This is a genomic window from Shinella sp. WSJ-2, assembly GCF_003432075.1.
Taxonomy (GTDB): Bacteria; Pseudomonadota; Alphaproteobacteria; order Rhizobiales; family Rhizobiaceae; genus Shinella.
This window is the reverse complement of the sequence record NZ_QWBU01000001.1, coordinates 74,482-93,470: the sequence shown is the minus strand read 5'-3', so window position 1 is coordinate 93,470 and position 18,989 is coordinate 74,482. Positions and strand designations below refer to the sequence as shown.

At 62.2% G+C, this 18,989-nt stretch carries 15 protein-coding genes; 8 read left to right on the top strand and 7 right to left on the bottom strand.

Annotated elements, in window-relative coordinates:
- Positions 1 to 2: 2 nt before the first annotated feature.
- Positions 3 to 323 (top strand): TfoX/Sxy family protein, encoded by a 321-nt coding sequence (locus D0Y60_RS00490; RefSeq protein ID WP_117366185.1) that lies wholly within the window; start codon positions 3 to 5, stop codon positions 321 to 323.
- 102 nt (positions 324 to 425) lie between these two features.
- Complete coding sequence (locus D0Y60_RS00485; protein WP_117366184.1) at positions 426 to 2,534, top strand: TonB-dependent receptor; 2,109 nt, start codon at positions 426 to 428, stop codon at positions 2,532 to 2,534.
- Here D0Y60_RS00485 and D0Y60_RS00480 read toward each other — a convergent pair.
- From D0Y60_RS00480 to D0Y60_RS00460, 5 genes are all read right to left on the bottom strand, one after another.
- Positions 2,531 to 2,950, bottom strand: coding sequence for an NUDIX domain-containing protein (locus D0Y60_RS00480; RefSeq protein WP_117366183.1), 420 nt, complete (start codon positions 2,948 to 2,950; stop codon positions 2,531 to 2,533). The two genes, D0Y60_RS00485 and D0Y60_RS00480, sit on opposite strands and share 4 nt — an antisense overlap.
- 9 nt (positions 2,951 to 2,959) lie before the next feature.
- Entirely contained in the window at positions 2,960 to 4,465 is a 1,506-nt protein-coding gene (locus D0Y60_RS00475; RefSeq protein WP_117366182.1) for a DEAD/DEAH box helicase, read from the bottom strand.
- Between the two features lie 190 nt (positions 4,466 to 4,655).
- Complete coding sequence (locus D0Y60_RS00470; protein WP_245409049.1) at positions 4,656 to 5,933, bottom strand: peptidoglycan DD-metalloendopeptidase family protein; 1,278 nt, start codon at positions 5,931 to 5,933, stop codon at positions 4,656 to 4,658.
- Positions 5,934 to 6,030: 97 nt separating this feature from the next.
- Positions 6,031 to 6,813, bottom strand: a complete 783-nt coding sequence (locus tag D0Y60_RS00465; RefSeq protein ID WP_117366181.1) for a ferritin-like domain-containing protein — start codon at positions 6,811 to 6,813, stop codon at positions 6,031 to 6,033.
- Between the two features lie 65 nt (positions 6,814 to 6,878).
- Positions 6,879 to 7,346 (bottom strand): peroxiredoxin, encoded by a 468-nt coding sequence (locus D0Y60_RS00460; protein WP_117366180.1) that lies wholly within the window; start codon positions 7,344 to 7,346, stop codon positions 6,879 to 6,881.
- Between the two features lie 164 nt (positions 7,347 to 7,510).
- Between D0Y60_RS00460 and D0Y60_RS00455 the strand changes: the two genes are divergently transcribed.
- Positions 7,511 to 10,903 carry a DUF3971 domain-containing protein gene (locus tag D0Y60_RS00455; protein ID WP_158565353.1) on the top strand — a complete coding sequence of 1,131 codons (3,393 nt, stop codon included), beginning with the start codon at positions 7,511 to 7,513 and terminating at the stop codon, positions 10,901 to 10,903.
- A gap of 46 nt (positions 10,904 to 10,949) precedes the next feature.
- Here the strand turns inward: D0Y60_RS00455 and tyrS are convergent, their stop codons facing one another.
- Positions 10,950 to 12,203, bottom strand: a complete 1,254-nt coding sequence (gene tyrS, locus D0Y60_RS00450) for a tyrosine--tRNA ligase (RefSeq protein ID WP_117366178.1) — start codon at positions 12,201 to 12,203, stop codon at positions 10,950 to 10,952.
- A gap of 90 nt (positions 12,204 to 12,293) precedes the next feature.
- Between tyrS and D0Y60_RS00445 the strand changes: the two genes are divergently transcribed.
- The gene (locus D0Y60_RS00445; RefSeq protein WP_117366177.1) at positions 12,294 to 13,430 is read left to right on the top strand and encodes an anhydro-N-acetylmuramic acid kinase; all 1,137 of its coding nucleotides are present in this window, start codon (positions 12,294 to 12,296) and stop codon (positions 13,428 to 13,430) included.
- 90 nt (positions 13,431 to 13,520) lie between these two features.
- Complete coding sequence (locus tag D0Y60_RS00440) at positions 13,521 to 14,699, top strand: GGDEF domain-containing protein (RefSeq protein WP_117366176.1); 1,179 nt, start codon at positions 13,521 to 13,523, stop codon at positions 14,697 to 14,699.
- 58 nt (positions 14,700 to 14,757) lie between these two features.
- Here D0Y60_RS00440 and D0Y60_RS00435 read toward each other — a convergent pair whose 3' ends face one another.
- Positions 14,758 to 15,435, bottom strand: a complete 678-nt coding sequence (locus D0Y60_RS00435) for an alpha/beta hydrolase (RefSeq protein ID WP_117366175.1) — start codon at positions 15,433 to 15,435, stop codon at positions 14,758 to 14,760.
- A gap of 213 nt (positions 15,436 to 15,648) precedes the next feature.
- Between D0Y60_RS00435 and D0Y60_RS00430 the strand changes: the two genes are divergently transcribed.
- The 3 genes from D0Y60_RS00430 (at position 15,649) to D0Y60_RS00420 (ending at position 18,800) form a co-directional block, all read left to right on the top strand.
- Positions 15,649 to 16,806, top strand: a complete 1,158-nt coding sequence (locus D0Y60_RS00430) for a cysteine desulfurase family protein (protein WP_117366174.1) — start codon at positions 15,649 to 15,651, stop codon at positions 16,804 to 16,806.
- A 138-nt stretch (positions 16,807 to 16,944) separates the two neighbouring features.
- Complete coding sequence (gene sufB / locus D0Y60_RS00425) at positions 16,945 to 18,414, top strand: Fe-S cluster assembly protein SufB (RefSeq protein ID WP_117366173.1); 1,470 nt, start codon at positions 16,945 to 16,947, stop codon at positions 18,412 to 18,414.
- Complete coding sequence (locus D0Y60_RS00420; protein WP_117366172.1) at positions 18,414 to 18,800, top strand: hypothetical protein; 387 nt, start codon at positions 18,414 to 18,416, stop codon at positions 18,798 to 18,800. Before sufB ends, D0Y60_RS00420 begins: the two co-directional genes overlap by 1 nt.
- The last annotated feature ends 189 nt before the right edge of the window (positions 18,801 to 18,989 follow it).

The following is an 18,989-nucleotide window of genomic DNA, read 5'->3' as shown; positions in this document are numbered from 1 at the left end:
ACATGGACCGCGAGGCCATCGAGGAGATGTTTCAGGCGTTGGGGCCGGTGACCATCAAGCGTATGTTCGGTGGAAAGGGCATCTACCATGAGGGCCGCATCCTCGCGCTGGAGGTGCAGGGTGAAATCCTGTTGAAAGCGGATGCCCGGAGTGCGCCCGATTTCGAGGCCGCCGGCAGTCGGCAATGGGCCTATGACGGCAAGCAGACCGGCAAGCCGGTGAAAATGCCCTACTGGTCCATTCCCGATGCAGCGTTCGACGATCCGGACGAGATGGCGGTCTGGGTGGGCCGCGCTTACGAAGCGGCGCTCCGGGCGAAATAAGCGCCGGTATTTCGTCGCAATTAAACTTGACTTTATTTGTCATGTTGACCATTACCGAGGAGACCGCGCGTCGCGTGCGGCCTGCAGTCGGGTGAGGTTTCCATGCAATATAATCGTTTTCATGCGTCTACGCTTCTGGCGGGCACGGCCATGGCGCTCGCGCTTTTGGTTCTGGCCCCAGCCCATGCGCAGGATGCCGAAACGACGGTATTGCAGCAGATCAACGTCGAGGGGGACAGCGACGGCGACGGGATCGCCGATATCCCCGCTGCCGTTTCCAAGTCGGATCGCATCAAGGTGCAGGAGCAGTATGCCGGCGACGCGATGCAGGTTTTACGCTCCACACCGGGCACCTTCACTCGCGAGCCGGCCGACCAGCCGGGCATCACCGTCAACATTCGCGGCATGCAGGGCAATGGCCGCGTCAACAGCATGATCGACGGCGTGCCGCAGACCTTTAGCAATCTTTCCGGCCACGGCGGTACCTTCGACACGCTGCTCTATGTCGAGCAGAACATGCTTGTCGGAGTCGATGTCACACGCGGCGCCGTGTCCGGCGCCGAGGGCATGGGCACACTATCGGGATCCGCCAATTTCCGCACGCTCGATGTGGATGACGTGCTGCTGCCGGGCAAGGATGTCGGCGTGATGTCGAGCATACGCGCCGGCACCAACGGTTTCGACTATTCGCGGCTTCTCACCGGTGCGGCTCGTACGGAGCTCGGCGAAGGCGAGATGAGCGTCGTTGGCGCGATCAGCGACACCAAGAAGAGCCCATACGAGAACGGCGCCGGCATAATCTATCCCTTCGGCGGCGATCAGCATGCGAAATCCGGTCTGTTCAAGGTGAACCTGGCGCCGAACTCTGACCACAAGCTGCAGCTCGGCGGCATCTGGTACGGCAATGAATTTCTGCCCGGCACGTCCGGCTACAATTGGGTCGTCAACAACCAGACCTATACTGCGAAATATTCCTATTCGCCCGGTGACGATCTCTTCGATCTGCGCGCCAATGCCTATCTCAATATCACGGATATGGAATTCGATGGCACCAACGGCAATGTCAGTTCCTTCGACGGCCGCAAGGGTACAAACACGTCGACCGGCTTCGACATTTCCAACCGCATGCGTTTCGATCTCAATGACGAGACCGAGCTGAAACTCTACTACGGCGCCGCCTATAGCCGAGACCGTTACAAGGGCAATGCCAAGCGCGGTGCGAACCCTGACGGGACGCTGGTCAAGGCAGGCACATTTGCCGAGGCCACGATCAGTCGCGGTATCTTCGACGTAACCGGCGGCCTGCGCTATGATTACTGGTCGCTCGACGGCATCACCGGCTACCACGCGCCGGGGAGCAATGGTTGCCCAGGAGGAGGGGAGCCGTGCCCGATCGACACGCTGTCCCGCTCGGGCAGTGACCTCAACCCGAAGGTTACCATTTCCGCGCGCCCGTTCGACTGGCTGGAGCCCTACATCACCTATGCCCACACCTCGCGCCCGCCAACGGCGTCCGAGGTCTTCTATCCCGGCGGCCACAGCTTCGACGGCTCGTCCGATCCGATCAACAACAATCCGAACCTGCTGCCGGAAAAGAGCCGCGGCATCGATCTCGGCGTCAACCTCAAGGGCAGCGACCTCCTTACGAGCGGCGACGCGGGCTGGCTGAAGGTCGGTTATTTCCACAACCGCATCCGCGACTACATCACCTTCGATCTTGACACCGACGGCACGATGCGCTGGGTCAATGTTGACGGCACGACGATCATGAAGGGTGTGGAGATTGAGGGCGGCTACGACGCCGGACGCTACTTCGCCGGCTTCTCGGTGACGATTGCCGACACTGCCCAGCCGGAAGGCGTTGCCGCCGGCGTCGGCGATGTCGGCAAACTCCCGGACGATTTCGCAACGCTCGACGTCGGCATGCGCTTCTTCGACGAAGCGCTGACGGTCGGCGGGCGCATGCGTTACACCGGCAAGAGCAAGCAGGCCTATATCAACGAGGCCATGGCCTACAATCTGCCGAGCTACACACTGTTCGATGCAAATGCTTCGTGGCAGATCAACGAGAATGCAAAAGTGTTCGTCAATGTCGAGAACGTCTTCAACAAGGATTACATGAAGGCGAATTCCGGCCTGATGGACAATTACAACGGCATCAGGAACGGCCGCGGCCGCACTTTCATCCTGGGGGCAACCGCCCGGTTCTAAGCCTCGCGGGCGCGCAGTGCCGCCACGGCATCCGCCGCAAAGCGCGAAAGCGGCGCGGGGAGGGCATCGAGCGGGAACCAGCCGAATTCCGGGAGCTTTTCCGGCTCCACGACGCGCGCCTCACCGGAAAAATCCTCGCAGACATAGATGAGCGACAGCCAGTGCTGGCGCTCCTCCGTGATGATCTGTTCGGAGATGCAGAGGAAATCGGCGGCGCCGATGGTCAGGCCGGATTCCTCCTCGGCCTCGCGGCGTGCCGCGTCCACCGCCCGCTCCATATGATCGACCTTGCCGCCGACGATACTCCACGTGCCGGCTTCCGGCGCGCGTAGACGCCGGTAGAGCAGCAGCTTGCCCTCACGCAAAATGGCCAGGCCGCATCCGAGGCCTGGCACATCGATACCGGGTATTGGCATTCTCTCAGATCAGGCCTTGCCGGCGATCAGCATGAAGGCCGGAACGTCGTCGCCAAAGCCGAGCGGCGTCGGACCATCATCCTCGTCGCGGCGGTAGCGGTTGCGGCGGTCACGGCTGTCGTCGTTGGCCGGGCGCGGGGCGGCATGGTTTGCGGCCCGCGGGTTGCGAGCGGGATTGTTCTGCGGCCGCCCTTCCGCCTTGCGTTCAGCTTTCACGGCTTCAACCTTTTCTTCAATCTCAACGGTCTCGATACGGGGTTCCTGGACGCGGGCTTCGCCCTTGTTGCGTCCGCGGGAACGATCACGGTCGCGGTCACGACCACCGCGATCGCGCCCGTTGCGGGGCCGTTCGCGCTCCTCGCTCTCGGCAGCCGCCGGCAGGTCCTCGAGGCCGCCGTTCAGCCACTCGACCTTCTGGTCGATCAGCTTTTCGATGGCATCGACGAACTTTCCGTCGCGCTTGGAGACGAGGGTGAAGGCGGCGCCCGAGCGGCCGGCACGACCGGTGCGGCCAATGCGGTGGACATAGTCCTCGGCGTGGATCGGGACGTCGAAGTTGAAGACATGGCTCACATCAGGGATATCGAGGCCGCGCGCGGCGACGTCGGAGGCCACGAGAAGCGTGAGCTTGTTTTCCTTGAAATTGGCCAGCATCGTCGTGCGGGCACGCTGGTCCATGTCGCCATGCAGCGCGCCGACGGAGAAGCCATGGCGGTCGAGCGAGCGGAAGAGATCGGCGACATCGACCTTGCGGTTGCAGAAGATGATCGCGTTCTTGAGGTCTTCCTGAGCGCGAATGAGGTCGCGCAGCGTGGCGCGCTTCTCGTAATCCTTGCTGTGGGTGGCGACGAAGCGCTGCGTCACGGTCTTGGCCGTGGAGGACGGCGGCGCCACTTCGATCCGCTCCGGGTTCTGCAGGAAGCGGTCGGCCAGCTTCTGGATTTCCGGCGGCATGGTGGCCGAGAAGAACAGGGTCTGGCGTGTGAAGGGGATGAGCTTGGCGATGCGCTCGATATCGGGGATGAAGCCCATGTCGAGCATGCGGTCGGCTTCGTCGATGACGAGGATTTCGACGCCGGTCATCAGCAGCTTGCCGCGTTCGCAATGGTCGAGCAGGCGGCCGGGCGTGCAGATGAGGACGTCTGCGCCACGCTCCAGCTTGCGGTCCTGTTCATCGAAGGAGACGCCGCCGATGAGGAGGGCAACGTTGAGCTTGTGATTCTTGCCGTACTTTTCGAAGTTCTCCGCGACCTGTGCGGCGAGTTCTCGCGTCGGCTCGAGGATCAGCGTGCGGGGCATGCGGGCACGGGCGCGGCCCTTTTCGAGCAGCGTCAGCATCGGAAGAACGAAGGAGGCAGTCTTGCCGGTGCCCGTTTGGGCGATGCCGAGAATGTCGCGCCGCGCGAGCGCTGGCGGGATGGCGCCAGCTTGGATCGGGGTCGGGATTGTGTAGCCCGAGTCTATAACGGCGGACAGGACTTTCTGGCTCAGGCCAAGATCAGCAAAAGTGGTCAAAGGAAAAAGGTTTCCGTTCCGGTTCTTACGAACGCAATGGGTTGCAGCGGGCACATCGCCGCTAGGATGCAGCGCACTTAGGCCCAAAGCGCCGGAAAGTCAAGGAAATCAGCGAATTTGGTAAATCCGCAAGCAATTTGAACCCTCTGGCCATCGCTTTCGGCTTTAGAAGGTGGGCGGCTTGCGTCCGTCAATCCATATAAGTGGTCAGTTTCATGCCCGCCGTCAGGAAGCGCATAGGGTCGATTGCCTTGCCGTCGCGGCGGACCTCGTAGTGCAGATGCGGACCGGTGGATCGGCCTGTCGTGCCCGAGAGACCGACGGCGTCGGCGGCTTCGATATGGTCGCCGACCTTGACGAGGACGCGCGAGAGATGGGCGTAGCGGGTGGTCAGACCGTTGCCGTGGTCGATCTCGACCATATTGCCATAACCTCCGTTGCGGCCGGCGACGACAACCGTTCCGGCGCCTGTCGAATGCACTTCGCTGCCCGTGCTGACGCGGAAATCGATGCCGGCATGCAGCGCCAGTCGGCCGAGGAACGGGTCAGTGCGGTTGCCGAAACGGCTGGTGATGCCGGCGCCTGGCGAAGGGTTTCCGAAGGGCAGCTTGCGGGCCGAGCGGCGCGCGCTGTCAAGGCGATCCAGCGCGTCGTCGAGGTCGTTGATCGACGCCTCGAAAGGATCGGTGAAGGTTTCCGGCTCGACGAAGGGGCCGCCGATGCCGGTCTCGGCATCGTTTCCGGCCGTTTCCGCGACGTCGAAACCATTGCGCTGCAGGATCGTCTGGATGGCATTGGCTGTCTCGGACGCGCCCGCTGTCAGCGACTGGATGCGGCCAATCTGCTCGTGCTCCAAGTCCTTGAGGGAGAGTGTCACGCGGGAGAACAGCCGGTCGGCCCGGTCTGCGACCGATTCGCCCGTTGATGCATAGGCGAGCGCGGATGATTTTTGCGACGCCCCACCGGTCGAGCCCATGATGGCATCGATTGCACTGGAGGCATCGGCGCGGCGGCCGTCCGCTATGGGGTTTTCATCGGGCTGCGGCACGTCGCCAGAAGGGGTGCCGGTCTCAGCGCGATTGAGCAGGGCGTCGAGCTTGCCGTGGCGTTCGGACAGCGCCAATTGCTGCTGCATCAGCTTTTCAACCTTTTCTTCCACAACCTGCTGGTCAAGAAGCTGGCGGCTGGTGACGCGGTCGACCTGGGCGCGAAGAGCCGAGATGCGGTCTTCGTAATCGTGCTGCATGCGCGCTTGACGGGCCATGGTGGCACCGATCAGGTCGTCGCGCAGTACGAGATAGGAGGTAGCGGCAAGATAGCCGACGGTGAAAACGCCAGCAAAGCAAAAGGTGACGGCCGCCATCCAGGGACGGATCGTCATATGACGGATCTTGTCGCCGCTTGCCAGGATTACGACATGCTGCTTCGCGCGCTTTCCGAATACGCGGTTTTCAGGACGCTCCGCCACTACAAACTCCCCGACCGATTCCTTTGGTCTCGTGTGGGGAATTACACATTGTTAGGGTTAATAAAGCCTTTCGCCGGGTTGCCTTGGCGATGAAATATTAGCTCTGACTGACGGAAACCAGCGAGCGGTAGAATGAGGGCGTTAGGCCGGCTTCCGCGCGGGCGACATCGTTGAACGGCGGCTTGAGCGGTCCGCGGAAATTGCTGCGTACCAGCTCCCTGAAGGTTGCCGAAGGGTCTTTCTTCTCGCGGGCGCAGAGGAAGCGGAACCACTTCGCCCCCACAGCCACGTGACCCTTTTCGTCGTTGTAGATGATGTCGAGGATATCGGCGCTGGCATGGTCGCCGGTTTCGCGCATCTTCATCTGCAGCGTCGGCGTCACGTCTAGGCCGCGTGCCTCCAGGATGAGCGGCACGACGGCGAGGCGGGCGGTGAGGTCGTTGCGCGTGTCATGCGCAGCCTTCCACAGACCGTCATGCGCCGGCAGGTCACCATACTCAGCGCCGAGTTCGCGCAGCCGGTCGCGGATCAGCCTAAAATGTTTCGCCTCTTCGAAGGCCACCTGCATCCAGCCGTCGAAGAAGGAATGTGGTACGCGCTCCGTGGTGAAGCGTGCGACGATATCGAGCGCAAGGTCCACTGCGTTGAGCTCGATATGTGCGAGCGCATGGAGCAGTGCTATGCGGCCCTTTTCCGTGTGCAGGGAGCGCTTCTCCATGTGCTTTGGCGGAATAAGCTCGGGTTTCGTTGGCCGACCGGGCCGCACCGGAAGGGCGGGGTCGAGTGGTGACCGCATGGACAGCGTGCGGGCAAACCAGCGCCGCGCCGTCTCCTGCGTCAGGTCGGCCTTGAGGTCGAGATCGGCCGAGGCGATGGCCATGGTGGCGCCACCGCGCAGGCTTTCGATAGGAGGAAGGTCTGCCACGTGAAAACCCTGCCGGAAAACTAGAGTTTCTTGGCCGCGTCGAGAACTGCGTCGACGTGTCCCTTGACTTTCACCTTTGACCAGACCTCGGCGATCTTGCCCTTGGCGTCTATGAGAACCGTCGTGCGCTCTACACCCATATAGGTGCGACCATACATGCTCTTTTCTTTCCACACGCCATAGGCTTCGAGGGTCTCGAGGCTCTCATCGGAGGCGAGCGGTACGCCGAGCTCGTATTTCTTGACGAACTTGTCGTGCTTCTTCACCGGATCGGGCGAAAGACCGATGAGGGCGACGCCGGCTGCGTCGAAATCCGGCTTCGCGGCGGTGAAATCTTTGGCTTCCAGGGTGCAGGCCTCGGTGTCATCCTTCGGATAGAAGAACAGCACGACGGGCTTTCCCCTGAAGCCTGAGAGGGAAATCGTGCCGCCGCCATCGCGTGGAAGGGTGAAATCCGGCGCTTCGGCGCCCGGTACCAGTTCTGCCATGGGATTTCCTTTCTTTGGCCGGTTTTTTGAGTCAAGCAGCCGGCCTCCCGCATATATAGTGGCTGACAGAATCGTCCAGCGACGTCAGGGCGATGCGCGGCGATTCCGTGGGATAACGTTGCGACGGTGTGATGTTGCGACTTGGGAAAGGAAACCAGCGCGAGATGGACGAAGTCCGCGGCGAGAAAGTCGTGTTCCGCAGAAAGGACATCGTTCCGCTGCATGACCTGCCGTCCGCGCAGGCGCATGAGCCCATCGTGCTGCATGCGGTGGATGCGAGCCGCACCAATATCTGCATGCGGCTGGCAGCGGCGACCGTCACCCTCCTTCTGCTCATCGGCACCCTGATCGTCGGCTTGGTCGAGATGGGAACTTTCGACAGCACGCTGAACGCCCGTGCGGTCGCCGCGATCAACAAGGCGCTCGGACCGCGCTACCGCGCATCGGTCGATCACACCGTGGTGCGCCTTTCCGGGTTCGGCCGGCTCGCGCTGAAGGCCGAGGATGCCCGTATCATCGATGTCGAATCCGGCCAGGAGCTTGCCACGACCGCCTCGGTCGGCATGGTGCTCGATCCGACGGCGCTTTTGTCCGGCCGCGTCGCGGTGTCGAGCCTCGATGTAGACGGCGCCATGTTCAATGCCGCGCTCTTGCCGAAGAGCGCGCCGCTCGATCTCGCGGCGCTCCGCATCTCCGACATGCCCGACTATCTCGAGACCACCTTCGAGCGCCTAGACGGCATCAGCACGTTGATCGAGGCGAATGGCATGCAGACCATTCGCATTTCCGATCTTGGCGCGACGTTCCGCGGCCCGGACGGCAAGCCTGTCACGCTCGATGTCGCGAACCTGCAATTCACCCGTGAGGGTGGCCGGAGCATGTCGATCGACGGGCACTTCACCATCAATGGCGAGCAGGGCGAGATCGACCTCACCACGTCGGGCGCGGCCGGCGCCGTCCGCACGATCAACGGTGCGATCCGAAATGTCGATCTCGGCGACTTCATGCTGAGCTATGACCCGCAGGGTGCGGTGCATGCCGGTGTCGATACGGCTGCGGATGTCTCCGTCAGCGCCTCGCGCGAGGTGGAGGGGGCAAAGCCGTCTCTCAGCCTTGATGTCAAACTTTCCGCCGGTTCCGTCTATGGCGATGGCGTTGCTGCCGAGTTGCGCCCGTCGTCCGTGAAGGTCAGCTATAATTTCGACAAGGGCTCGATCGAGCTTGCCTCGACGGATGCCGGGGTGGGCCAGTCGATGTTTCCCTTCACCGGGGGGCTGATCGATCTGGACCGCGTTTCCGACAGGACGGAGAAGGGCTTTGCCATCGACCTCGTCTTCAGCAACGCGATCACCCGGCCTTCCGACACCGGCGAGGCGCCCATCCGTTTCGACGCGAAGGTGAACGGCTATTATCTCGCCAAGGCGAAGAGCCTGCGCTTCGAGGAAATGGCGGTGGCGAGCGACAAGGGCAGCATCGCCGGTTCGCTTGCCCTGCAATTCGGCGACAAGGAGCCTGAGGTCAGCTTCGTGATGATCGCCAGCGAACTGCAATCGGCCGCTGTCAAGCAGTTCTGGCCGTTCTGGATGGCCAAGACGGCGCGCAGCTGGGTGGCGAAGAACATTTTCGGCGGAACGGTCACCAATGGCCGCATCGAATTTTATCTCGCAGCCGGCCGCAAGCGCGAACCGGGCGTGCCGATGCATCTCACCGAAGACGAGCTGAAGATCGACTTCGACATCAAGGGTGCGCGTATGAACATCGCCGGCGATATCCCGCCGCTGCGCGACACATCCGGCACCTTCCGTCTGCGCGGGCCGCGCACCGAGATCGGCATCGCCGGCGGCACGGCCTATTTCCCGTCCGGCCGCTCTGTGGCGCTGACCGGCGGTACATTCGTGCTGCCCGACAACTATACCAAGCCGTTGATGGCCGACATGGACATTGATGTCGCCGGCAATGCTGATGCCATTGCCGAGCTTGTGACCTACCGGCCGATCCGCGCGCTTCCGGCGACCGGCTTTGCGCCGGAGGATTTCAGCGGTCAGGTCAAGGCCAAGGTCAAGGCGCATTTCGGCGTGATCTCCGCCCATAAGCCGCCGCCGCCGCAATGGACGGCAACGCTCGACCTCGACGATGTCGATGTGCGCAAACCGATTGCCGGCCGCGATGTGACGGCGCTGCACGGCGTGCTCACCATCGATCCGCAGCAGGCGAACCTCAAGGCGAAGGCCGATATCGACGGCGTGACGCTCGATCTGGCGCTGGTCGAACCCGTCAACAAGGCTGCCGGCATCACGCGCCAGACGGTGCTTTCGGCAACGCTGAGCAACAAGGACAGACGCAAGCTGCTGCCGGGTCTCGACGATGTCGTCGAAGGCGAGGTTTCCATCCGGATGGAGCAGGACGGCGACGGCCCCCGCACCGTGGAAGCCGACCTTGGAGCTGCCGCCGTCTCTGTGCCCTGGCTCGGCTGGACGAAGGGGGCGGGCATCGGCGGCAAGGTGACGCTGACGGCGGATACCAAGGACGGCACGACGCGCGTTTCCGATTTCCGTTTCGCCGGCGACGGTTTCAAGGTGGCGGGCGATCTTGTCTTTAACGGTTCGACGCTCGATTCGGCCAGTTTCTCCACGGTGCAGCTATCGGCGGACGATCGGTTCCGGCTGGTGGTGGATCGCACCAAGGCGGGCTATGCGGTCGCCGTGAACGGTGATTCGGCGGATGTGCGGGCCGTACTGGGACGTCTGAAGAATGCAAGCGGTGGCGGTGACGGCAAAGGCAAACAGGGAACGAGCATCAAGGCCAAGCTGGCGAGGGCCGTCGGTTTCAATGGAGAAAGCCTCAACAATGTGAGCCTCAGCTATGCGGCGACGGGAAGCCGCATCTCCGCCGTCGATCTTTCGGCCGTGACGGAAAACGGAGCACCGGTCGTCGGGCAGATGGTGCAGAGCGGTGGCTCGGATGCCATCCAGTTGACGAGCGGCGATGCCGGCTCCGTTGCGCGTTTTGCCGATATCTACCGCAACATGCGGGGCGGGCTCCTCAATGTACGCCTGCGCGAAACCACCGGCGGCGGCTGGCGCGGCTCCGTCGACATCCGCAATTTCGCGCTCGTCAACGAAGAGCGACTGCACTCGCTGGTCTCCACGCCGACTGGCGGCGACGGGCGGAGCCTCAATGATGCGGTGCGCAAGCAGATCGACGTCAGTGCCGTCAAGTTTTCGCGCGGTTTTGCCCAGGTGCGCGTCGGCGGCGGGACGCTGGCGCTGGAAAACGGCGTGGTGCGCGGCGAAACGGTCGGTGCGACCTTCCAAGGCGTCGTGCGCGATGCCAACGGCCAGACCGAGATGACCGGTACATTCATGCCAGCCTATGGGCTCAACCGACTGTTTGCCGAGTTGCCGCTGATCGGCATCATTCTCGGCAACGGCAACGACCGTGGGCTGATCGGCATCACCTTCAAACTGTCCGGTCCCTTCGACAAACCGCAGCTCAACATCAACCCGCTGTCGATCATCGCACCGGGCGTTTTCCGCAACATCTTCGAATTCCAATGAAAAAGGCCGCCCGGAGGCGGCCTTTTCGTCCGTGTTTTCGTCTGCCTCAGGCGGGACGCACGAGGATGTGCTTCTTTTTCCCCAGCGACAGCTTGATGACGCCGTCGGCCGAAACATCCGCAGTGCCGATCATTCGGCGCTCGTCGGAGATCGCGGTATCGTTGATGCGCACGGCACCGCCCTGAACATGGCGGCGGGCTTCGCCGTTCGAGGCGGCAAGGCCGGCCTTGACGATCAGCGAGAGCAGGCCGATGCCAGCCTCCAGTTCACCCGCGGCGACATCGACCGACGGCAGGTTTTCGGCGATCGCGCCTTCCTCGAACGTCTTGCGGGCGGTCTCGGCGGCCTGTTCGGCTGCGGCGCGGCCGTGCAGAACCGCCGTCACTTCGGTCGCGAGGATTTTCTTCACCTCATTGATCTCTGCACCGCCAAGCGCCGAAAGGCGGGCGATCTCGTCCATCGGCAGCGTCGTGTAGAGTTTGAGGAAGCGCGAGACGTCGGCGTCTTCCGTGTTGCGCCAGTACTGCCAGAAGTCATAGGCCGAGAGCATGTCCGGATTGAGCCAGACGGCGCCATTGACCGACTTGCCCATCTTTGCGCCGGACGAGGTGGTCAAGAGCGGCGAGGTCAGCGCATACAGCTGCGGCGTGCCCATGCGGTGGCCGAGGTCGATGCCGTTGATGATGTTGCCCCACTGGTCGGAGCCGCCCATCTGCAGACGCACATCGTAGCGTTTGTTGAGTTCGACGAAGTCGTAGGCCTGCAGGATCATGTAATTGAATTCGAGGAAGGACAGCGACTGCTCGCGGTCGAGGCGAGTCTTCACGCTGTCGAACGACAGCATCCGGTTGACCGAGAAGTGACGGCCGACATCGCGCAGGAATTCCAGGTAGTTGATGCCGAGCAGCCAGTCGGCATTGTTGATCATCAGCGCGTCCTTCGGACCCTCGCCATAGGTCAGGTAGTTGGCGAAGACCTTCTTGATGCTTGCAATGTTGTCGTTGATCGTCTGCGGCGTCATCAGCTGGCGCGCTTCGTCCTTGAACGAGGGGTCGCCGACCATGCCCGTGCCGCCGCCCATCAGCGAGACCGGGCGATGGCCGGTCTTCTGGAACCAGTGCAGCAGCATGATCTGGATGAGCCCGCCGGCATGGAGACTGGGCGCCGTCGGATCGAAGCCGATATAGGCCGTCACGGTTTCCTTGGCCAGGAGGTCGTCGAGGCCGGTTTCATCGGAAATCTGGTGGATGAAGCCGCGCTCTTTGAGCGTGCGAAGGAAATCGGATTTGAATTCGGACATGGCCTGTCTCTCTGGTGGGATTGTTTCGGGCGGGCATTTATCACCTTTAATGGGCATTATCACTTCAAAAGTGAGTCTGGAGCGAAGGGCATGACGGGAATGCGAACGGCGATCGGTCTGATGAGCGGCACAAGCCTCGATGGTATCGATGTCGCGCTGCTGCGCACGGATGGCGAGGCCATCGTGGAGCGCGGCCCCTCGCTTGGGCGTTCCTACGACGCGGCCTTCCGCCGCCGGCTGCAAGGTGCGCTGGAAACCGCCAAATCCATCAAGGACCGGAGGGAGCGCCCAGGCAATCTCAGGGAAATCGAAAGGGAACTGACCCTGCGCCACGCCGAAGCCGTGCGTGCCTTGCTGGCCGAAAACGACCTCAAGGCAGTCAACGTCGACGTCATCGGCTTTCACGGCCAGACGGTGCTGCACCGGCCGAACGACGGCCTGACGGTTCAACTGGGTGACGGCAGTCTGCTCGCAGACGAGACCGGCATCGACGTTGTCTATGACATGCGCGCCAACGACATGGTGCATGGCGGGCAGGGCGCGCCGCTCATCCCTGTCTATCACGCCGCGCTCGCCGCAAGCCTTTCCAGCGCCCGAGGCAAGGCCGTAGTCTTCGTGAATATCGGCGGCATTTCCAACCTCACCTTCGTCGGCCAAGGCGGCGAAACCATCGTCGCCTTCGACAGCGGGCCGGGCAATACGCTGATCGACCAATGGGTCGAGGCCCATGCCGGCATTCCCTATGATCAGGGCGGGATGATCGCCTCGGAAGGGCAGGTCGATGCTAATCTCGCTGCGCGCTATCTGGGCCATGCCTTCTTCACTGATCCGGTGCGCCGCTCGCTCGACCGTAACGATTTTCGCCCGCCGGAAGGCCGCGATGCGAGCTTGGAGGATGGTGCACGCACGCTGGCGCATGTCACTGCCGCCGCGATCCTGCGCTCGGCCCGTCATCTGCCGGAAAAGCCGAAGCTCTATGTCGTCTGCGGCGGCGGGCGGTTGAACCGGGTTATCATGGACGACCTTGCGGCGCTTGCGCAGATCGAGGGGGCCGAGGTCGTGGCGGCCGAGGCCGTCGATCTCAATGGGGACAGCATGGAGGCGGAGGCCTGGGCTTATCTGGCCGTGCGCTCGCTGCGTGGTCTGCCGCTGACATTTCCGGGAACCACTGGCGTCAAAGCACCGGTGACGGGCGGCCTGCTGAGGAAATCTGCCGTAGCCGGTTAACGCAATTTTTCCTGCCGGTCCCTAGCATCGTCATAGATCATTCCGGGCGTGACGCGCGGAATGGTTTTGGTGTTGTGCGTAAGGTGGCCAATGAGCGGCGCAGGCTTCCTGCTGGCGGTGAATTTTCTGATCGCCCAGTGTTTCTTCATGTTCTTCCTGGCGGTCTCCGCCCGGAGCCGCAATCGTGTTGCCGCCCGCTGGTTCGCCGGCAGTTTTGCGGTCGCTTCCTTGTCCGCTATCTTCGAATTCCTCATCGCCTATGTTCCGCCGGTAAGGCTCTGGGCGCTGCTTGCCTTCGCCTCGATGCTCGCCGGCATGTTCATGCTACGCGTCGGTATCGGTCATCTCTATAGCCTGAAGACCAATCGTACGGTTCTCGCCGGCATCTACCTCTGCTTCGTGGCGCTTGGTGCTTTCATCTATGACCTGCCGCGCGGCACACTTCAGCATGCGCTGCCCTATCAGACACCCTTTGCGATGGCGCTCGGCATGAGCGCCTGGGCCGCCTGGCGGGCGCCGGTGAAGTCCTTTGTGAATCGGGCGCTTGTCGTGCTCTTGGTCGCCACCAGCCTGCATTTCATCCTGAAAGGCTTTGCCGCCGTGATTGCCGGTGCAGGAGCTACGGCGAAGGACTATCTCGGCAGCCCGTTCGCACTCGTCTCGCAGAGCATGGGCGCCGTACTCATAGTCGCCGTCGGGTTGATGCTGCTCTGTGTGCTCGTGCTGGAAATCGTCGCCGACGAGAAGGTCAATGCCGAGGTCGACCCGCTTTCCGGCCTGCTCAATCGTCGCGGTTTTGACAATCGCGTCGACGCATTGATGGCGCAATCGGGGCCACACAGCATCTTGATCAGCGACTTGGACCGCTTCAAATCGGTCAACGATACCTACGGTCACCAGGGCGGCGACGCCGCGATTCGCGCATTTGGAGAGATGCTGAAGGCCACCGCTCCCGAAGGCGCCCTCGTCGCTCGTATCGGCGGCGAGGAATTTGTGCTTTTCCTGCCGCGCACCGGCAAGGAAGCTGCTTTGTTGTTTGCCCATGCGCTGCGGGCGACGCGTTCCGTCTCGCCGGTTCCCGGCCTGCCGTCAACCGTTCGTGTCACCGCAAGCTTCGGTGTTGCGGAAATCGGTCGCAACGAGCCGCTGCGTTTTGCCATGCGCCGCGCCGACGATGCGCTCTACGCCGCCAAGAATGCAGGGCGCGACTGCGTGCGCGAGGCCGAGGCACCGGCCGTGGTGCTCGAAGTCTTCAAACAGGCGAACTGATCACAAAAAAACCCGATGGCGTAACCATCGGGCTTTGTGTTTTCAGGCTGTCTGCCGGTCAGCGGATGCGCTTGGCGGCCGGTTCCGGCGTCAGTTCGCCGGCGAGGCGACGGTCGAGGTAGTCCTCGCATTCCGCCATCAATGTTTCCGTCTGGCCGTTGAAGAAGTGGTTGGCACCTGGCACGGTCTTGTGCGTGATGAGGATGCCCTTCTGGGTCTTCAGCTTTTCTACGAGGCCGTTGACGTCCTTCTCCGGGGCCACCTTGTCCGAGTCACCGTTGATGATGAGGCCGGAGGACGGGCAGGGGGCGAGGAACGAGAAGTCGTAGATGTTCGGCTGCGGCGCGATCGACATGAAGCCTTCGATCTCGGGGCGGCGCATCAGGAGCTGCATACCGATCCAGGCGCCGAAGGAATAGCCGGCGACCCAGCAGCTCTTGGAATCCGGATGCAGGCTCTGCACCCAGTCGAGCGCGGAGGCCGCATCCGACAGTTCGCCCGCGCCATGGTCGAATTCGCCCTGGCTGCGGCCGATGCCGCGGAAATTGAAGCGCAGCGTCGTAAAACCGCGCTTCTGGAACATGTAGAAGAGCTGGTAGACGATCTGGTTGTTCATCGTGCCGCCGAACTGCGGGTGCGGGTGCAGCACGATGGCGATCGGGGCATTCTTCTGCTTGGACGGCTGGTAACGGCCTTCAAGGCGACCGGCGGGTCCGTTGAAGATGATTTCGGGCATTCTTACTCCGGAAGCTCGGGTCCGAAAACGGATTCTTGTCAACTGAAGTCTTGACGAAAGCAGTCAGCTTTTCTAGAACCTAGTTTAGAACCATTCGAAACTGTATCGGCGCCCGGTTGGCGCCATGCGATTGGTGTCATAAGGCAAGCCCGACGGAAATTTCAAGGAAAATGCACGCCGCATAGAACTTGATTGCGCGGGTACGGATGAAGAATGGCCAAGACGGAGCGGACATATCTGGACTGGAACGCCACGGCACCACTGTTGCCGGCGGCGCGTGAAGCCGTTGTGTCCGCGCTCGATATGGTCGGCAACCCGTCCTCCGTGCATGGCGAGGGCCGGGCGCTGCGCATGCTGGTGGAGGCGGCCCGCCGTGACGTTGCCGCGCTCGTGAATGCCGCTCCGGCGCATGTCATCTTCACCAGCGGCGCGACGGAGGCGGCGAACCTCGCTTTGACGCCCAATTATCGTATGGGGCGCACGCCGCTCGCCATCGGCCATCTCTATGCCTCCGAAATCGAGCATCCCGCGATCCGCGAGGGTGGCCGGTTTGTGCGCGCGGATGTCACGACCATTCCCGTGACCCGCACCGGTCTCGTCGATCTCGAAGCGTTGGAAACGCTTCTGAACGATCACGACAAGGCCAAGGGCCTGCCGATGGTCGCCGTTATGCTCGCCAACAATGAGACGGGCATCGTCCAGCCGGTGAAAGCCGTCGCCGAGATCATCCGTCGCCATGGTGGCCTTCTCGTTGTCGATGCGGTGCAGGCCGTGGGCCGCGTTCCTGTCGATATCGAAGCGCTCGACGCGGATTTTCTGATCCTCTCGTCGCACAAGCTCGGTGGCCCGAAGGGTGCCGGTGCGCTCGTCTCGCGCGGCGAGGTCCTGATGCCGGCCGCGTTGATCCGCGGTGGCGGGCAGGAGAAGGGCCATCGCTCCGGCACTGAAAACCCGGCTGCTCTTGCCGGCTTTGCCGCTGCCGCTCGCAGTGCTGCCGCCGATCTTCCCGAACGCAATGCCCGGATCGCCGGCCTGCGCGATGGTCTCGAAACCGGCATGCGGCTGGCGACCAATGACGTGATCATTCACGGCGCGGATGTCGAGCGCGTCGCCAATACCTGCTTCTTCAGCTTGCCCGGCCTGAAATCCGAAACCGGCCAGATCGCCTTCGATCTCGAAGGCATCGCGCTGTCGGCGGGTTCGGCCTGCTCCTCGGGCAAGGTCGGCCAGAGCCATGTGCTCACTGCGATGGGTTTCGACGCGGCACTTGGTGGGCTTCGCGTCTCGCTCGGGGCGGGCTCGACGCAGGCGGACGTGGACCGTTTTCTGGCTGCGTTTTCGCGCGTTGTGTCGCGCCGGCGCGCGGCCTGAGGCAAATCTGGCGAAAACGCAAGTTTTCGCTTGCCAAAAGGTGGGAAAAGCCCCCTTTGGCGCTTACATAACCGGCGGAAGACCCGCCACACGTTGACAAACTGCCGGACCTTGGATCCGGCAAGATTGGAGAACGATATGCCTGCGGTGCAGGAAACGATCGATCAGGTCCGTCAGATTGACGTCGACCAGTACAAATACGGCTTCGAGACGACTATCGAAATGGAAAAGGCCCCGAAGGGTCTTTCCGAGGAGATCATCCGGTTCATCTCGGCCAAGAAGAACGAACCCGACTGGATGCTCGAATGGCGCCTTGAGGCTTACCGCCGCTGGCTGACGCTTGAGGAACCGACCTGGGCGCGTGTCGATTATCCGAAGATCGACTTCAACGACCTCTACTACTACGCCGCCCCGAAGAACCAGAGCGGCCCGAAGTCGATCGACGAGGTCGATCCCGAACTTCTGAAGATGTACGAGAAGCTCGGCATTCCCTTGCGCGAGCAGGAAATCCTGGCCGGCGTGCAGACCTCGAAGATCGCCGTCGATGCCGTCTTCGACTCGGTTTCGGTCGTCACGACCTTCAAGGAAGAGCTGAAGAAGGCCGGCGTGATCTTCATGTCGATCTCGGAAGCCATCCGCGAGCATCCCGAACTGGTGAAGAAGTATCTCGGCACCGTCGTCCCGACGACCGACAACTACTACGCCACGCTGAATTCCGCGGTCTTCACCGACGGTTCCTTCGTCTTCGTGCCGAAGGGCGTTCGCTGCCCAATGGAACTGTCGACCTATTTCCGTATCAACGAGAAGAACACCGGCCAGTTCGAGCGCACGCTGATCATCGCCGAGGACGGCGCCTATGTGTCCTACCTCGAAGGCTGCACCGCGCCGCAGCGTGACGAAAACCAGCTGCACGCTGCCGTCGTCGAGCTGGTCGCGCTCGACGATGCCGAGATCAAGTATTCCACGGTCCAGAACTGGTATCCGGGCGACAAGGACGGCAAAGGCGGCATCTACAACTTCGTCACCAAGCGTGGCGATTGCCGGGGCAAGAACTCCAAGATCTCCTGGACGCAGGTCGAGACCGGCTCCGCGATAACTTGGAAGTACCCGTCCTGCATCCTGCGCGGCGACGGTTCGCGCGGCGAGTTCTACTCGATTGCCGTTTCCAACGGCCATCAGCAGATCGACAGTGGCACGAAGATGATCCATCTCGGCAAGAACACGTCGAGCCGCATCGTCTCCAAGGGCATTTCCGCCGGCTTCTCCAACAACACCTATCGCGGCCAGGTCTCGGCCCACCGCAAGGCGGAGAACGCGCGCAACTTCACCCAGTGCGACTCGCTCCTGATCGGTGACAAATGCGGCGCGCATACCGTGCCCTATATCGAGGCGAAGAACGCAACGGCCCATTTCGAGCACGAGGCGACCACCTCGAAGATCTCGGAAGACCAGCTGTTCTATTGCCTGCAGCGCGGCATCCCGACGGAAGCGGCCATCGCCCTCATCGTCAACGGCTTCGTCAAGGAAGTCATCCAGGAACTGCCGATGGAATTCGCCGTCGAGGCGCAGAAGCTGATCGGCATCTCGCTGGAAGGTTCGGTCGGCTGATGCCGTCTGCGCGTACCATAACGCTTTTCCGGCCGGTCGGGCTTGAGGAGTTGAAGCTGATCGAGGCGGCGGAATGGAAGGGTTTTCCGCCTCGTCTGCCGGATCAACCGATCTTCTACCCGGTGACCAATGAAGGTTATGCGGCGCAGATCGCGCGTGACTGGAATACCAAAGTCGGATCGCGGCACGGCTATGTGACGCGCTTCGATGTCGATGCTGCTTATGTCGCACGCTTTGAGAAGCAGGTGGTTGGCGGTCGCGAGCATGAAGAGCTTTGGGTGCCGGCGGAGGAACTGGAAGAGTTCAACCGCCATATTGTTGGAGCCATCGAAGTGACGCAGGCATTCGTGCCCGGTGATGCTTCTTCGATCGGTTCCCTGGACTGAAAAGCCTGGCGGTTTGCCGCCGGGTGGTCGGACGGTCGGCGTCCAAATGAAATACGCTGCTTACGCGTTGTATTCGCAAGTGCGGATGCTCATTTGGAGGCAACGACATGGATCCGGCCAATCTGACGTATTACGCCGTGGTTTGCGGTGGACTGGCAGCGTGTGCCTAACGTTTGGAACGTGGTCATA

Bases quoted from the DNA above. Each gene is read 5' to 3' on its own strand.
- D0Y60_RS00490 (WP_117366185.1), top strand. From the start codon at position 3: ATGGACCGCGAGGCCATCGAGGAGATGTTTCAGGCGTTGGGGCCGGTG.
- D0Y60_RS00485 (WP_117366184.1), top strand. From the start codon at position 426: ATGCAATATAATCGTTTTCATGCGTCTACGCTTCTGGCGGGCACGGCC.
- D0Y60_RS00480 (WP_117366183.1), bottom strand. From the start codon at position 2,950: ATGCCAATACCCGGTATCGATGTGCCAGGCCTCGGATGCGGCCTGGCC.
- D0Y60_RS00465 (WP_117366181.1), bottom strand. From the start codon at position 6,813: ATGGCCATCGCCTCGGCCGATCTCGACCTCAAGGCCGACCTGACGCAG.
- D0Y60_RS00460 (WP_117366180.1), bottom strand. From the start codon at position 7,346: ATGGCAGAACTGGTACCGGGCGCCGAAGCGCCGGATTTCACCCTTCCA.
- D0Y60_RS00455 (WP_158565353.1), top strand. From the start codon at position 7,511: ATGGACGAAGTCCGCGGCGAGAAAGTCGTGTTCCGCAGAAAGGACATC.
- tyrS (WP_117366178.1), bottom strand. From the start codon at position 12,203: ATGTCCGAATTCAAATCCGATTTCCTTCGCACGCTCAAAGAGCGCGGC.
- D0Y60_RS00445 (WP_117366177.1), top strand. From the start codon at position 12,294: ATGACGGGAATGCGAACGGCGATCGGTCTGATGAGCGGCACAAGCCTC.
- D0Y60_RS00440 (WP_117366176.1), top strand. From the start codon at position 13,521: ATGAGCGGCGCAGGCTTCCTGCTGGCGGTGAATTTTCTGATCGCCCAG.
- D0Y60_RS00435 (WP_117366175.1), bottom strand. From the start codon at position 15,435: ATGCCCGAAATCATCTTCAACGGACCCGCCGGTCGCCTTGAAGGCCGT.
- D0Y60_RS00430 (WP_117366174.1), top strand. From the start codon at position 15,649: ATGGCCAAGACGGAGCGGACATATCTGGACTGGAACGCCACGGCACCA.
- sufB (WP_117366173.1), top strand. From the start codon at position 16,945: ATGCCTGCGGTGCAGGAAACGATCGATCAGGTCCGTCAGATTGACGTC.
- D0Y60_RS00420 (WP_117366172.1), top strand. From the start codon at position 18,414: ATGCCGTCTGCGCGTACCATAACGCTTTTCCGGCCGGTCGGGCTTGAG.